The sequence below is a fragment of the Thalassotalea euphylliae genome, from assembly GCF_042682785.1.
Lineage (GTDB): Bacteria > Pseudomonadota > Gammaproteobacteria > Enterobacterales > Alteromonadaceae > Thalassotalea_F > Thalassotalea_F euphylliae.
This window is the reverse complement of the sequence record NZ_JBHUIB010000001.1, coordinates 521,417-534,313: the sequence shown is the minus strand read 5'-3', so window position 1 is coordinate 534,313 and position 12,897 is coordinate 521,417. Positions and strand designations below refer to the sequence as shown.

Annotated in this window: 11 protein-coding genes; 4 read left to right on the top strand and 7 right to left on the bottom strand. The window is 43.6% G+C overall.

Annotation, left to right across the window (positions count from 1 at the left end):
• Nucleotides 1–242 precede the first annotated feature (242 nt).
• The 3 genes from ACFSJY_RS02405 to ACFSJY_RS02395 form a co-directional block, all read right to left on the bottom strand.
• The gene (locus ACFSJY_RS02405; RefSeq protein ID WP_386030723.1) at nucleotides 243–974 is read right to left on the bottom strand and encodes a hypothetical protein; all 732 of its coding nucleotides are present in this window, start codon (nucleotides 972–974) and stop codon (nucleotides 243–245) included.
• Between the two features lie 2 nt (nucleotides 975–976).
• A complete protein-coding gene (locus tag ACFSJY_RS02400; protein WP_386030721.1) occupies nucleotides 977–2,725 on the bottom strand; it encodes a hypothetical protein in 1,749 nt (582 codons plus the stop codon).
• A 79-nt stretch (nucleotides 2,726–2,804) separates the two neighbouring features.
• The gene (locus tag ACFSJY_RS02395; protein ID WP_386030718.1) at nucleotides 2,805–4,736 is read right to left on the bottom strand and encodes an alkaline phosphatase PhoX; all 1,932 of its coding nucleotides are present in this window, start codon (nucleotides 4,734–4,736) and stop codon (nucleotides 2,805–2,807) included.
• A 305-nt stretch (nucleotides 4,737–5,041) separates the two neighbouring features.
• Between ACFSJY_RS02395 and ACFSJY_RS02390 the strand changes: the two genes are divergently transcribed.
• The 4 genes from ACFSJY_RS02390 to ACFSJY_RS02375 all read left to right on the top strand — a co-directional run bounded on the left by ACFSJY_RS02390 (nucleotide 5,042) and on the right by ACFSJY_RS02375 (nucleotide 8,317).
• Complete coding sequence (locus ACFSJY_RS02390; protein WP_386030716.1) at nucleotides 5,042–5,632, top strand: hypothetical protein; 591 nt, start codon at nucleotides 5,042–5,044, stop codon at nucleotides 5,630–5,632.
• A gap of 21 nt (nucleotides 5,633–5,653) precedes the next feature.
• A complete protein-coding gene (locus ACFSJY_RS02385) occupies nucleotides 5,654–6,481 on the top strand; it encodes a hypothetical protein (protein WP_386030714.1) in 828 nt (275 codons plus the stop codon).
• Entirely contained in the window at nucleotides 6,478–6,861 is a 384-nt protein-coding gene (locus ACFSJY_RS02380; RefSeq protein WP_386030712.1) for a hypothetical protein, read from the top strand. The genes ACFSJY_RS02385 and ACFSJY_RS02380 overlap by 4 nt, the downstream gene beginning before the upstream one ends.
• A gap of 103 nt (nucleotides 6,862–6,964) precedes the next feature.
• Nucleotides 6,965–8,317, top strand: coding sequence for a GGDEF domain-containing protein (locus tag ACFSJY_RS02375; protein ID WP_386030710.1), 1,353 nt, complete (start codon nucleotides 6,965–6,967; stop codon nucleotides 8,315–8,317).
• Nucleotides 8,318–8,352: 35 nt separating this feature from the next.
• On the opposite strand, the gene ACFSJY_RS02370 is transcribed toward ACFSJY_RS02375, so the two are convergent.
• The 4 genes from ACFSJY_RS02370 to ACFSJY_RS02355 all read right to left on the bottom strand — a co-directional run bounded on the left by ACFSJY_RS02370 (nucleotide 8,353) and on the right by ACFSJY_RS02355 (nucleotide 12,778).
• Complete coding sequence (locus ACFSJY_RS02370; RefSeq protein WP_386030708.1) at nucleotides 8,353–9,972, bottom strand: diacylglycerol kinase family protein; 1,620 nt, start codon at nucleotides 9,970–9,972, stop codon at nucleotides 8,353–8,355.
• 34 nt (nucleotides 9,973–10,006) lie between these two features.
• Complete coding sequence (locus ACFSJY_RS02365) at nucleotides 10,007–10,438, bottom strand: hemerythrin domain-containing protein (RefSeq protein WP_386030706.1); 432 nt, start codon at nucleotides 10,436–10,438, stop codon at nucleotides 10,007–10,009.
• Between the two features lie 266 nt (nucleotides 10,439–10,704).
• Nucleotides 10,705–11,250, bottom strand: a complete 546-nt coding sequence (locus ACFSJY_RS02360; RefSeq protein WP_386032205.1) for a BON domain-containing protein — start codon at nucleotides 11,248–11,250, stop codon at nucleotides 10,705–10,707.
• A gap of 211 nt (nucleotides 11,251–11,461) precedes the next feature.
• Nucleotides 11,462–12,778, bottom strand: a complete 1,317-nt coding sequence (locus tag ACFSJY_RS02355; RefSeq protein ID WP_386030704.1) for a sigma-54 interaction domain-containing protein — start codon at nucleotides 12,776–12,778, stop codon at nucleotides 11,462–11,464.
• Nucleotides 12,779–12,897 lie beyond the last annotated feature (119 nt).

The window sequence follows — 12,897 nt, the reverse complement described above, 5'->3', positions numbered from 1 at the left end:
TAGATTTGGCTTTTAAAAGTAAGAGCGTTTATGGGGTGTGAACGTTTTGTTGAAACCTGAATTAGTTTCATGTTTTGTTGTAATGTAACGATTTTGATTGCTTTGCAACTGGTTACATTTTATTTTAGGTAAACTAATTAGTGTTGTTTGGTGCCCAAGAAATTACAAAAAGAAATGTGTAACGGCACTCAAAAAAAGCCCTCAATGGAGGGCTTTTTTGTATAGCTAACTTAGTTTAGTAGTTAATGGTCGAGTAATGATACTTGTTTAACATTTTTCAATCTCAAACAAAGCAACATAGCAGTACCTATTAACACCGAGGACAACATTAATATTTGCCACCAATACATGTTTATATCAAATGTGTATCTTATTAATGCCAACAAGCCAAAATAGCCAATAACCGCGTATTGAATCCAGCTACCAAGCAAACCTAAGTAAGGCTTCTTTTCACCGATACGACTGAAAATATGTGACAAGCGAAGGCTCGTTAACGCCAACACCGATACCATCACGCCAACAAGAATGAAAGAGATCCAAACCATCAGTTCTGGCCACCCGATGACTTGTGCCGATTTTGCAGGACCTGACCAAAGTGCATCCCAACTCACTGCGAGAATTAGGCCCAAGGTGATCAGTATTTGCGAACTTGTGTTTTCTTGTTCAGGGTTTGCAAGCTCAGTCAACTCACCTTTCAAGAACAAGAAGATGCAAACAAACGCTAAAATACCAATCAATGGCGTAATTTCAGGCGTAATTTGCACACTAAAGTAAGCCAGTAAGTAGCCGAACATGGGAAACAGGGTATGGGTTAGAGATACACCAATAACCCAAAGTGCTGCTGTTCTTAAGGTATTGAGCTGATTTGACCTTGCTACCGTCGCAATAGCGACATCTAGCCCAATACCTAATCCCATTAAAATACTGGCGACGGTGAAATCGAATAACGGAAAGTCAAACATAAGCCCGCTCATGATTATTTCTCCGCTTGCGCAACCGATACGTTTTCGCCTTTACTCCAATCAAGGCGAATATCCCACTGGTGAATATGCTCGGGTTTCAGCGGTGCTTGTTCTTCGTTGACTTCAACTAGCACATTTTTCGCTTTCCCTAATGTTGCTTCGCGGCCATAGATAAAGCTCTGTTCTTCAACAATGGTTTTGTAAGCCTTGTTCAGGTCTAGTGCGCGACGGCGTGATGGTGTAATTAGCTCATAGATACTTTGCTGTGCGAGTACCTTTTGCGTGTTTACAGAACCATCGGCGTTGAACCAGCGATCAATCATTTCTTGGTTTTGGCGGAATTCATCACCACCACCAGCACGCTCTAAATAAGTAAGTATTTCGCCTTTTTCTTCACCAATGTTTGGCACATCGCTGATTGACTTCAGATTGATGTAACCCCAACCATTCACCCCGGCCACCTTGCGTGGGAAGCTAAAGGTTTCATCAATAATAGAACCCACACTTTTATGACAACCTGTACAGAAGAATTGTTCTTCATTATTTTGCTGGCGCAGTTCACCGTGTTCATTTTCTATAAAGCCAAGAAGTGTCCAACCGTGCTTGTTACTGACGCCATCATCGCCAAATTCGTTGTAGTAAGGTAGATTTTCAAAATGCTTTTCTTTACGTTCAAGGTAGTATCGGCCCTTGAGCTCGCCTAATGAGAGGAACTTTTTCTTGACCATGTAACGTACTTCTTTCATACGTGGTGAGACGCTTATCTCTCCCTCGTCATCTACATTGACGTAACGTACTGTATGTAAGAAGGCTGTCCCTTCTGGGTAAAGCATCTTCGCTAGCTCAACATGTGATGCATCTGCAACATAATGCGTGCCGCGTTTAATGGTGCGTACTTGTTCTTGTAATTGTCCATTGCCGTCTAAATCAACGCCAATGCGTTTTTCATTTAAAGGAATAGACGTCGTGCTTTGTGTATCGGCAATGGCCATTTCAACTAGCGCAAGGTTTGCGTAGTAGGCATCACGCGAATATTCGCCGTTTATTTGCATAAAAGGCTCGGGTAAGCGAATCATCACATCATCGGTTGAGCCGTTGGTTGGCCAGAACGTGCTTGGCATTGGTTTATAATTGAATGCTACCCATCCCGAGCCGTCTTTGGCTAGACCGTGCTCGTCAAACGCTTCAGCACCTAAATGTAGATTTTTGACTTCTGGGATAACGCCTTTCCAGTCGGAATTTTTTAGTTTTTCGATAAATGGAGAATAGTTATCTTGGTTAATGTAGTTAAGGATTTGACGATCCGTAATGTTGGCAATCTCGCGTGTTCTGTCTTTGAACAAATTTCGCCAGCTGTTGCTTACACCAATATCAGAGAAAGCATAGCTACCTTGTTGGAAGCCATCGTTCAGTTTGTTCGGGCGTAAGTGTTGGTCGTGATAACTTTGGTGACATACATAGCAAGGGTTATTTACTTGATCGGTTTTTGTATAACACTGTGCTGGAATCGGTGCCTCTTTGTTGTATACCTGACCCGCTTCAAGCCACTTTTTGGCCGGTGCGTAAGACTCGACTTGATGATATGTTTCTGCAAGAGAGTGCGCAGTATCTTCGTCATTGTTTTGAGCCGCGGTAAGAGCAACAGACGAGTTGATTTGTTCGGCCTCGTCAGTTGGCGAGCTGGCAGATTGCTCATTGTTACAACCGCTCAAAAACAGACTAGTTGAAGCTAAAAGTAGAGTTAAAGTAATGTGTAAACGCATGTTGGTATTCTCTTTCCTAAAATAAACGAAAAGGGTGATCAGGCTTGACCTGATCACCCAGCCAGTCAAAGACTGCTTATTAGTCGTTTACTGAAGGGTCGTACATCCAAAGCGTGTTGTTTGCTTGACCACCGTCTTCACCGATAAGGATTCGGCCATCTTCCATAACAACCACGTTATCAGGCTGTGAAAGACCATTCGCGTCACATTCTTCGATACCTTCAACGTTGCGCTCTGCAGCGCCCATCAATACAGGTTCGATGCGGCTTACATCGTAGTCGTCAGCAAGTGCCATACGGTAAACACCACCACAGTCTTTAACGCGTGCACTTAGGCGAATGTCACCTTCACCATCAATCATGCCGCGATCGATATCAGCGATAGCAAAATAAACGTATGCAGTTGTTGCAGGGTCGCCATCTTCAACAAGCTGTTGTGCACGCGTAGTGTTGATGTTGATACCTTCAAACTTGCGCCATTCAGCCGTTGCACCTTTAGCGCGAGCTGCTTTGCGAGACTCAAGGAATGCTACACGGTCATCCATTGCTTGACCTGCTGAAACCGTACCTGGGTATGTTTCTGCACCTTCGTAACCGTCGGTTACAGCTTGTGCTGATTGAGCGTCAGCTGCACCGAATGTCGCTGCACCTGCTGCCCATGCAATAGCATCTGCGTCAGTTAGGTAGTTACTGCGGCCATCAACATAGCTATCTGTATCAATAGCGTCGTATTCAGCAATCCAGCTTTCGATCGTTGCTTCGTCGCCGCTTGCTAACTCTATCCAAGTGATGTCAAAACCTGTCACCGCTGGTTCTGTGCTACCTGCATCTTGTGTTAACTTCGCTGCATACAAAGTACCTGCACTTAAGTCACCGGCAGTATCTGCCACGAATTTGTAGAACACACCGTTGGTGCTGTCTTGTGATAAGTAAACGGTTTTTTGGTCAGGCATTACAACCGCATTTTCATGCTCAAAGCGACCTAACGCATAACGTTTAACTGGCGTAGCAGCACCTGCTGGATCCGTTACTTCAACAATGTAGTGGTAACGGTACGTGTTAGGGAATAAAGTTGCTTCAGTTGCATTAGTAATACCTGCATTGATGAATTTCGCTAACTCATCACGTGAAGCATTGTCTGTATCAGCAGGGTCGTTCCAAGACCAAGTTGCATCACCATTGTTACCCCATTCTTCTGACGTTAACGGCGTGTTCCAAGGCGTTACTGAACCGAAACAGTTTGCCACTGTGCCGTAAGTACCAAAATCAAGCATAGTGACGTCTGTATTATCAACAGACCACTCGCCTGAGCTAGCGTCTTTAGAGATTTTCATACGGCTCATGCCACCAGGGAAGTATTCCCAGTTGGTAAATAAGTAGCCTTCGTTTGTACCTGTTGAGATATAGCCGTTGAAGTCAGGCCAGCCTTCTGCCACAGAACCAGGCTCTTGCTTACCACTTGCACCCATAATGGCACCTAGACCGTTGACCAAGTTACCCTCAAACGTATCACCGTATTGACCAAGTAATTTGTATTCACCGTACGCCACTTGTACGGTTTCTTTTTCTTCATCAGACACAGGGATAGGTGTAGAAATCGCATTTTTAGGGATTTTGTTGATGTTTACACCTTGTACAACACCAACGCCGCCGCGGTTGTGTGCTTTTCCTTCCGCATCCACCTCGTCGTTTACATCATCAGGGTGTTGGAAGTTGAAGAATAGATCACCGTCAGCATTGACAAAAATACCTGTTACTTCAGCACCTGTAGGCACGGTAGCTAAACGTGTTAGTCCCGCTGGTTGCATGATACCGCGATCACCAGGAGAGCCGTCTTGACCGTCAGCACCGTCAGCACCATCGGCACCGTTTTGACCATCTACACCAGCCACACCTTGTGCACCAGTAGCGCCTGCTGCGCCATCGTCACCATCATCACATGCTGTAAGGGCAAGTAACATAGATAAAGTAATCGCCGACAATTTAAAGCGGCTTGATAATATATTAGACATTTTATTTTCCGTTTTTATTGGTTTTCCAAGCGTAATGTTTCGCCCTACAGCTGGTTAATTCGCGATAAGTAACCACAGGGGATTGCTAGTTTGTGGAGAAGTGGTGACAGTTTGGTGACTGGAAAATGAACATCCGTTTACAGATATTTAACAAAAAAGTGGCAGAATTAAGACAAACTCGTTAACCACAACGTCGAGATATTAGCAGAGGTCTAATGACTCCTTAGTTCTCCATATTTGCTCCATATTGTTTGCAAAGTCATTAGTTATAGTACGCCCATACTATTGTTTTATAGGGTGACGTGATGACTTTACTGCTGACAAACTGTCTTATTGCTTTACTTTTAATGTTGCTGATCAAAAGAATCTATTTTGCAGATGTGACGCATTTCTATAAGCAATACAAAGCGAAAACGAAACGACGTGCAATGCGTGATCGTGTCGAAGTAGAACAATTACGTCGTCAGCGTCTACAAAGTTATATCCACGACAAAGTGATTAGTGGCCAAGTGAATAGTGTTGCAGCGTTAACACCAGAGCTAGAACTGTGCAGCAAACTTGAAAACGAGAATGTGTCAGAATTATTTATCGATCGTGTCGTCGAAATCATCACTTCTGATCATGCAACCAACAGTTTTGATGTGCTAGCAACGCTAGAGTACTTGAAAGGCAAAGTAAGAAAGCAGCACTTAAAGCCATTAAAACAATTATTTATCCGTTTTGGCGCAACGAACAATTTATTTGATATTGAACTGTGCAAAGTGGTTGGTAGCTGTGCAGAAAGCAAAGAAAAGAGTGATTTGATCGCGTTTATCAATCAACGCACACCTATGTCACCGGCGCTTGTGCTTGCGAATAAGCATGAGCAATTGGCCATGCCAACCTTGCAATCATAATTGGCTCAACAGGAAACAACTATGATTCGCAGCACCCATGTTGATTATATTCTGTCGGTTTGGTTGATTCAAACTGTCTATAAATTATTCCCACAGTATGCTTACAAGTTGCTAAAAAGAAAATTGCTAACACCTAACTCGCGCGCAGCAACGTGGGGGAAGAGCGTTAAGCAAACAACCTACAAAACAAAATATGGCAAAGTGCGTACATATTCTGTCGGTGAAGGAAAGGTTATCTGGCTTGTCCATGGATGGACTCATGCTATTCAATTTACGCCGTTAATGAAAAAGCTCGTGAAGCAGGGATACTGCTGTGTGGCTATCGAATTCTTACCAAATAGTGTGGGTGATAAAGTTTTGTCGGCACAACAATGGAGCAATACATTCGACGTTGTATCACGACGATTGCCTCGCCCTTATCACGTTGTAGCCCATGGCTTAAGCGCCTCAGTCGTCGGCAATAGTAAGTGGCTTAAAAACAGCCCTACCGATTTAACCTTGATCTCCCCTGTACTTGATTGGTACCAGTCTTTGGCAAGGGTTGTAAGCGAGAACAAGTTGCCTAAAGCACTATTTAACGAACTTGAACGTGAAATTCATTTTGTCGATAAGGTCCGTTTAAGTGAACAAAACGCGACTCAACATATTAACGCTATAACAACTCGACTTTCCGTGTTTTATAGCAAAAAAGACGGTACTTCTACGGTGGGAGCCGTTGAGAATTTAACAGAAAAATCTCAACGTAAATTTGCCGAATTTAAAGGCGCGAGTACCGATAGAATGATCAATAGCCGCTCTTTGTTAGCAACTATTTCGCAGTCACCCAAAAAATTAGATATCGCCGTATGAAACCACATGGAAGTTGGTACATTGCGTGGCAAGACGACTTGATGACAATAGACCTTGAAGGCAGTTTCAATAAGGAAGGTGTGCTTCAACTGCAACATGATATTCGGTCAGAGGTGTTGCGAAAAAAGATGACCGAGTGGGCGAGATTAGAAATTTTCCATGTAGATACTCTGGCTACGCCCGATGCTGTTCATGCTGTTGAACAATTTTCACCTTGGTATGCGCTTAATGGTTGTGTTGCGTTCGGCGCTGTATGCAATGACTCCGTGCAAAAAACGCTATTAAAAAAGGTCTATCGTGATGGCGTATATATATACAATGACACGAATGTAGCGGTGCAAAGTCTTCAGGGTATTCGCCATCCACGTAGATACGGTTGACGCTCAATCATATCGCCAGACCAGTCTTTTGGGCTGAGTACATATCAACTAGCACTAATTTAGTGTACCTTTTATGACGCAGTATCGTCGTTTAGGAGCCTTGATGAAATCACTGTTTCGTTGGACCATCTCAAAAAAGGTGGGTGCCATTGTTTTTGTTATGCTGGCGTTTATTCTGGCCTTGCTGGTGCACTCAGTAGCGGCGCTTGGTGAGATTGGCATTGAATTAAAAGAGATAGCGGTAGTTGATGTACCGCTAACTGAGCATGCTAATGCAATTGAAATAGCGCAACTGGAACAGCGGATCTTAATGGACGAGTTTATCCGTAAGCAGTTGGTTGAAAATACCGATACTACATCAGAGCAAGAGAATATTGTTCGTTGGAACAACAACATTCAACAAGAATTCACACAGGCACTTAACGTCGCTGAGATTGGTCTAAAGAGCAATACGTCAGATAAATTTAAACAAATACATTCACAACTGTTGCTGCTTCAGTCATCGCATAGCGATATAGAGGCAATGTTGAAAACGTTAATGGAGCAGGGCTATAGCAAGCAAGTATTGGCTGACATTCTCAAATTTGATGAAGCGTTTGACCGTAATGCAATTTCGCTTATTCATTCAATTGAGTCTATCACCCAGCGAAAAGCACTATTGGCATTAAAACATGAGCAACAGTTTGAAATTGTTAATTATTCATTAAGTGTTATAGCGTTGTTTATCGGGATTGTAATGGCCACCATTATTGTGCTGAGTATTAAAGCCAATATTCGTTTAATGTCGCGAAACATTGAACGAGTAAAAACCGCGTTGAAATCGAATGAGCACATTCCTGTCAGTGAAGTTGAGCAAGTCAGATCGAATGATGAGTTAAGTGATTTATCGGTCGATTTACAAGATATGATTGAGCATGTGTCGACTAATATAGAAAAACGAGAAAAAGACTCACAGCGCTTGTCTGAACGTGTCATACGAGATCACCTCACGGGCTGTTTCAACCGTTATAAATGGGATCAAGACAGAGCGTCTGCTATTCGTCATTCGTTGGCAGAAAACCAACCCTTAGCGACTATTTTCTTCGACATTGATCACTTCAAGAAAATCAATGATACCTATGGCCACGATGTTGGAGATATAACCTTAAAAGACGTGGTTAAAGTCTGCTTTGAACGACTGCGAAAACATGATTCATTGTATCGAACTGGTGGTGAAGAGTTTGCTATCCTGCTGCCTGACACTGATTTAGCCGATGCAGAACAGCTCGCCGAACGGTTGCGTGTTGCCATAGAAGACCAACCTTTTTGTCAGGTTAAAACCGTGACTATTAGTGCAGGCGTTACCCATTTCTTGCGCGGCCAAGATAACGGCGAGTCTTTTATAAAACGTGCAGATCTTGCTTTATACCAATCTAAACAGGCAGGGCGGAATTGCATCACGATCATGCAAGAGTAAGATGTTCGACCCATTGAGTAAACGCTCCTGATGAGTTACTCAGGCACTAGGATATTGAGCGATTTTGGCTGCATCGATACAAGGATGTTGTCGTCATGGTAAACCTCGCCATCAATCACATATTTTATTGGTGATTGACTCGTGATCAATACCTTTTGAGCAGATGCATACCTAAATGTTGAGGCGCGTTCCTTCAGACCAACACTGGACAGCGTAATATCTGACAACGCCAACATTCTATTCGCTGTTGAGGCTGGTCCAGGTAAATAGGAAACGTGTAGCTTTCCATCGTCTTTCAACGGCACCTCACCACCATGTGCTAATACCGTGCTAAACGGTGCGATGTTGGCAGCAACTAGGCTGTGAACCTCTAGTGTTTGGTTGTCTTCGTCACCCAGTTGCAAGGTGATTTCTTGCGTATCACTAGACACGAAAGCGTTGAAAAAACCTGATAAGTAGGCGAACTGACCTTTTGCATTTTTTTGCTGCCTGTGTGCGAATTCAATCATTTGTTGTTCAAATCCTATACCCATGATCAGTAGTACCAGATGATCGTTGCACATCGCCGTGTCTATTTTTTGTGTATTGTCGGCCAAAAGGGTTTGGCATGCCGTTTCTATAGGCATAACTTTACTGGTCACGCCATACAGAACGTGACAAAGCGCATTTGCAGTACCACAAGGAATAATGCCCAAGGTTAAATTAGTATTTACTATTTCACTGGCAACCTCAGTGACAGTGCCGTCGCCACCGCAAGCAAAAATACGTGAAGCGCCCTGCGAAATAACTTCTTGGGTTAATTTGGTAGCACTGCAATCTTTCTTGGTTTCTTTGATGCGTAAACGAAATTTGGTGGATAGTTCCCTAATGATTTGCGCTTTATTTTGGCGCCACTTGCCGCCCCCAGAAACTGGGTTGGCAATAATGAAGGTAGGTGGCTCAAGGGTAAGCTCCTGGTTTGTATGAATTGTTTCTAATACGCGCAGTTGGTTTTTGTTCAGTCGTGCAGTTGAACGTAGCTTATTAATACTCAATAAGGCGTCTTTCACACTTAACGCGCTGTCAGATAACAACAAATAAGCCGCTACAACAAATACAGAACGTCCTCGGCCAAGTGCGCAGTGCACAACAACAGGCTCGCCATCGCTTAATTGACAATCAATCCAGCGCAGAGCATGCATTAGCTGGGTAAGTGAAGGGGACGTGTGGTCTAGTGTAGGAATCGTTAGGTAATCAAACTCTTCGCCAGCCATATCAGCATCTAGACCAACAAACTCTGCGGTTACATCACAAATCCGTGTGATACCTTTTTCCTTAAGTTCAGCGAGGTCTGAAAAGAATAGACGTCTCGACACAAAGAGGTTGGGATATACTTCCTGCATTGAGGCTACGCTATCATGGCGTCGAGCCCAGGCGTTGTAACTGCGAGCGCTGATAAAAAAAGGAATGAATAACCAACGAGCCCAGAGGCTTATTTTGCCGTTGGTCCGTTTTCGAAAGACATTAGGTTTGTTTAAACAGTACGCGAGACTGACTAACCCAAACGAAAGTGCTATCCAGCTAAGTAATAGCGAGATAACAATGTAAGGGCTAGCAAACGCCAGTACCAGCGCAATTGTCGCGACCAGCACATATCCTTTTAAAATTAGCATCATTTGTGCATCGATTGGTTAGTGAAAGGTGGCAAGCTTAGCTTGCCATTTCTTTTTCATATTCATTAGCCAGCGCTGTTTTCTCTTTATCACTGAAAACTTTACCTGCTTGCTGGAAAAAGCGTTGCTCTTCCTCTTCTAAATGGTGAGTCACAGCATGTTGAAGCTTTTTCAACAGCGGCATCCATTGAGGCGATGCAAAGTCAGTTTCGTCAAGTTGTGCAATTAACTTATCAAGAGCATGGTGCTCTGCTATGCCATGTCGTGACATATCGATTGTTCTGTCACTCTCTATCAACGGTGCATAAAAACAACGTTCTTCAGCGGCAGCATGTTGCTCTAACTCTTCTTTGAGCATGGTATAAAATAGCTCACGCGTCGAGTAGCCTGCGGTGGTTTCTGTTAATGCGTTAAGTAGTAATTTCTGTTTCTCATGACTTTCTCGTAATGCATCAAAAATCGTGTTCATTATATTTCCTTTGTTTATACGGTGTATGTGAAAACGGCGGGTGGTGTCACCCTGTTTAATAAATACTGTCGTCTTAGCCATCTTTTGTGCATCATCGATAGCACAGCTGCATCCAAGTTGACGCTTTACGGTGCAGCTGCGCTAACGATTTTGCAAAAATGAGGTTAGTCCGACACTAACGCTATCCATCAAAGTTCGGTAATCTAGCCCTTGATTGGACACCTTCTTCTTGCTGCGTTTTGGCCAATATTGGAGGACGTGCATACCTACTTAGCCACGTCTAACCTGTCGACTACTCGAGCTACGTCGGATGTATTCTCTGCAATACTGATTGCGAGGTCTTCTTCGGCGCTAGACTCAACAACCCCTGATAGAATGACAACGCCTTCTTGTGCCGCCACATCAATGGCCGTGCCGTTCACATCGCTGTCGAGTAGTAGACGAGTTTTAACGACTGTGGTGATTTTCGTGTCTGTTAGCGCTTGCATGGTGTCACCACTGCGATCTTTTACTGTGAGTTGGTTATCAACGCTGTTTACGCCATCTAGACCAGCGATTAGCTCTTCAGCCAATGACTTTTCAACATTGGTATCAACCATACCTGTCAGTGTGACGTGTTGACTTTCAACATCAGTGTTGATGTCAAACGAATTCAAATTTGTGTTCAGTAGTAGCGTTGTTTCTGCTTTACCATCAATCCATGCATCTAGTGCATTGTCTTTCCATTTTTGCTCGGTATTGTCTGCTAGTACTGACATCGATGCGCCTGTTAATACGGCTGCGAACACTAACGTCGGTGTGATACGTTTCATCATATTCTCCTTTGCTGAGGGTTCACTGTAGAGATAGCAAAGACTAAGCCGGGTTTGCTAAGTGATTGAAAAATATATTTATAGTGGGTTTTTGGATTGTATTTATAGAAGAGGAGGGTTGGGAAGCATGAAATTTTTACAGAGCGGTATGTAAAAAATGTGTGCATGTAGCTGCTGTGCAGTTAATTACTCACCAGCAGCTAATTTTTTGCTAATCGTTGTATTTTTCTAGTTTGTTATAGAGTGTTTTCACACTAATATCGAGTGCCTTGGCCGTATCTGTTTTGTTGCCTTGCTGTTCATCAAGTGTATTTAGAATGGCTTGTTTTTCGATTTCAGCTAAAGGAACACCGGCTGGTACTGCTGAGGTATGTAGTGGTTTTTCATTGTCCAAGATGATGTGTTCGGCATCTATGATATCGCTCGCAACGATAAAGGCTCTGTCGACAACATTTTTCAGTTCTCTTACATTGCCGGGCCAGTGATGCGTAGTCAATTTGTCCAACGCTGCATCGGTAATTTGTTTGCCGTGATTTAGCTCAGTATTTTTGTATGCTAAAAAATGTTTAGCAAGTTCTGTGATGTCTCCACCTCTGCTTCTCAGTGGCGGGACATGAATGAGAAATTGTGCCAGCCTAAAGTATAGGTCTTCACGGAAAACACCCTCAGCCACTGCTTCAGACAATTCCCTATTGGTTGCCGCAATAATTCGTGCTCGCGAGTGAAGCACCTGATTACTGCCAACAGGTGAAAAATCGCCGGTTTCCAAAACTCTCAACAGCTGCACTTGAAGCTCTTCTGGCATTTCGGTGACTTCATCTAAGAACAAGGTACCTGCCCCAGCTTGCTTAAAAAAGCCATCACGATTTTGGTGAGCGCCCGTAAATGCGCCCTTGATATGACCAAATAAATCGCTCGCTGCTAATTCTTTTGTCATCGCGCCGCAGTTGACCGCAATAAACGGGTGCTCAGAACGATCGCTGGCGTTATGGAGCGTATGAGCAACCAGCTCTTTACCCACGCCACTCTCACCAACAATGAGTATGCTGGTATCAAACGACGCGACTTTTCGCATACTCCTATAGAGTTTTTTCATGATACGTGCAGATCCGTAAAGCAAGCCGAATTGATCGAGTTGGCTTGTCGCAACGGTACGCGCATTGCTCACTGATTCGTTCAGTTCTTGATTCAGCTCGTTGATTAACTCTTGAACGCTCTCCATACAAAATGGAGTACGGTAGTGGTGTGCGGCACATTTTAATACAACTTTATCTAATATTGGGTTGGGCACACCGTCGCTGAGAAAAATTATTTCTGTATCTGGACAAAACTGAAGTGCTTCGATGCGTTCGTAGTCGAGCGAGCTGAAGTTATTACCCTCGATGATTGCGATAGCGGGTTGCTCGGTAAGGTAGTCATGCCATGTATCCTTATTGGCATAAGTTACGCTAAAAACATCAGTAAGTGCTGTTGAGTCGATGAACTGCTGGTATCCAGGGGTGTCCAGCTTTACTAAAACGGTTGCCATTTCGGGCTCCTTGAAATGTTGTCAAATTTACACAGTGCTTTTGTAAAAAATGCCCGAGTCGCATCTATTAAGAAACGCACTTAGCGACTTTTCAAGTACTTAGCATAACGCCAAGCTTG

Excerpts from the sequence above, each read along its gene's own strand:
- ACFSJY_RS02375 (WP_386030710.1), top strand. The coding sequence starts at position 6,965 with ATGAAATCACTGTTTCGTTGGACCATCTCAAAAAAGGTGGGTGCCATT.
- ACFSJY_RS02365 (WP_386030706.1), bottom strand. The coding sequence starts at position 10,438 with ATGAACACGATTTTTGATGCATTACGAGAAAGTCATGAGAAACAGAAA.
- ACFSJY_RS02360 (WP_386032205.1), bottom strand. The coding sequence starts at position 11,250 with ATGAAACGTATCACACCGACGTTAGTGTTCGCAGCCGTATTAACAGGC.
- ACFSJY_RS02355 (WP_386030704.1), bottom strand. The coding sequence starts at position 12,778 with ATGGCAACCGTTTTAGTAAAGCTGGACACCCCTGGATACCAGCAGTTC.
- ACFSJY_RS02400 (WP_386030721.1), bottom strand. The coding sequence starts at position 2,725 with ATGCGTTTACACATTACTTTAACTCTACTTTTAGCTTCAACTAGTCTG.
- ACFSJY_RS02405 (WP_386030723.1), bottom strand. The coding sequence starts at position 974 with ATGAGCGGGCTTATGTTTGACTTTCCGTTATTCGATTTCACCGTCGCC.
- ACFSJY_RS02370 (WP_386030708.1), bottom strand. The coding sequence starts at position 9,972 with ATGATGCTAATTTTAAAAGGATATGTGCTGGTCGCGACAATTGCGCTG.
- ACFSJY_RS02385 (WP_386030714.1), top strand. The coding sequence starts at position 5,654 with ATGATTCGCAGCACCCATGTTGATTATATTCTGTCGGTTTGGTTGATT.
- ACFSJY_RS02380 (WP_386030712.1), top strand. The coding sequence starts at position 6,478 with ATGAAACCACATGGAAGTTGGTACATTGCGTGGCAAGACGACTTGATG.
- ACFSJY_RS02390 (WP_386030716.1), top strand. The coding sequence starts at position 5,042 with ATGACTTTACTGCTGACAAACTGTCTTATTGCTTTACTTTTAATGTTG.
- ACFSJY_RS02395 (WP_386030718.1), bottom strand. The coding sequence starts at position 4,736 with ATGTCTAATATATTATCAAGCCGCTTTAAATTGTCGGCGATTACTTTA.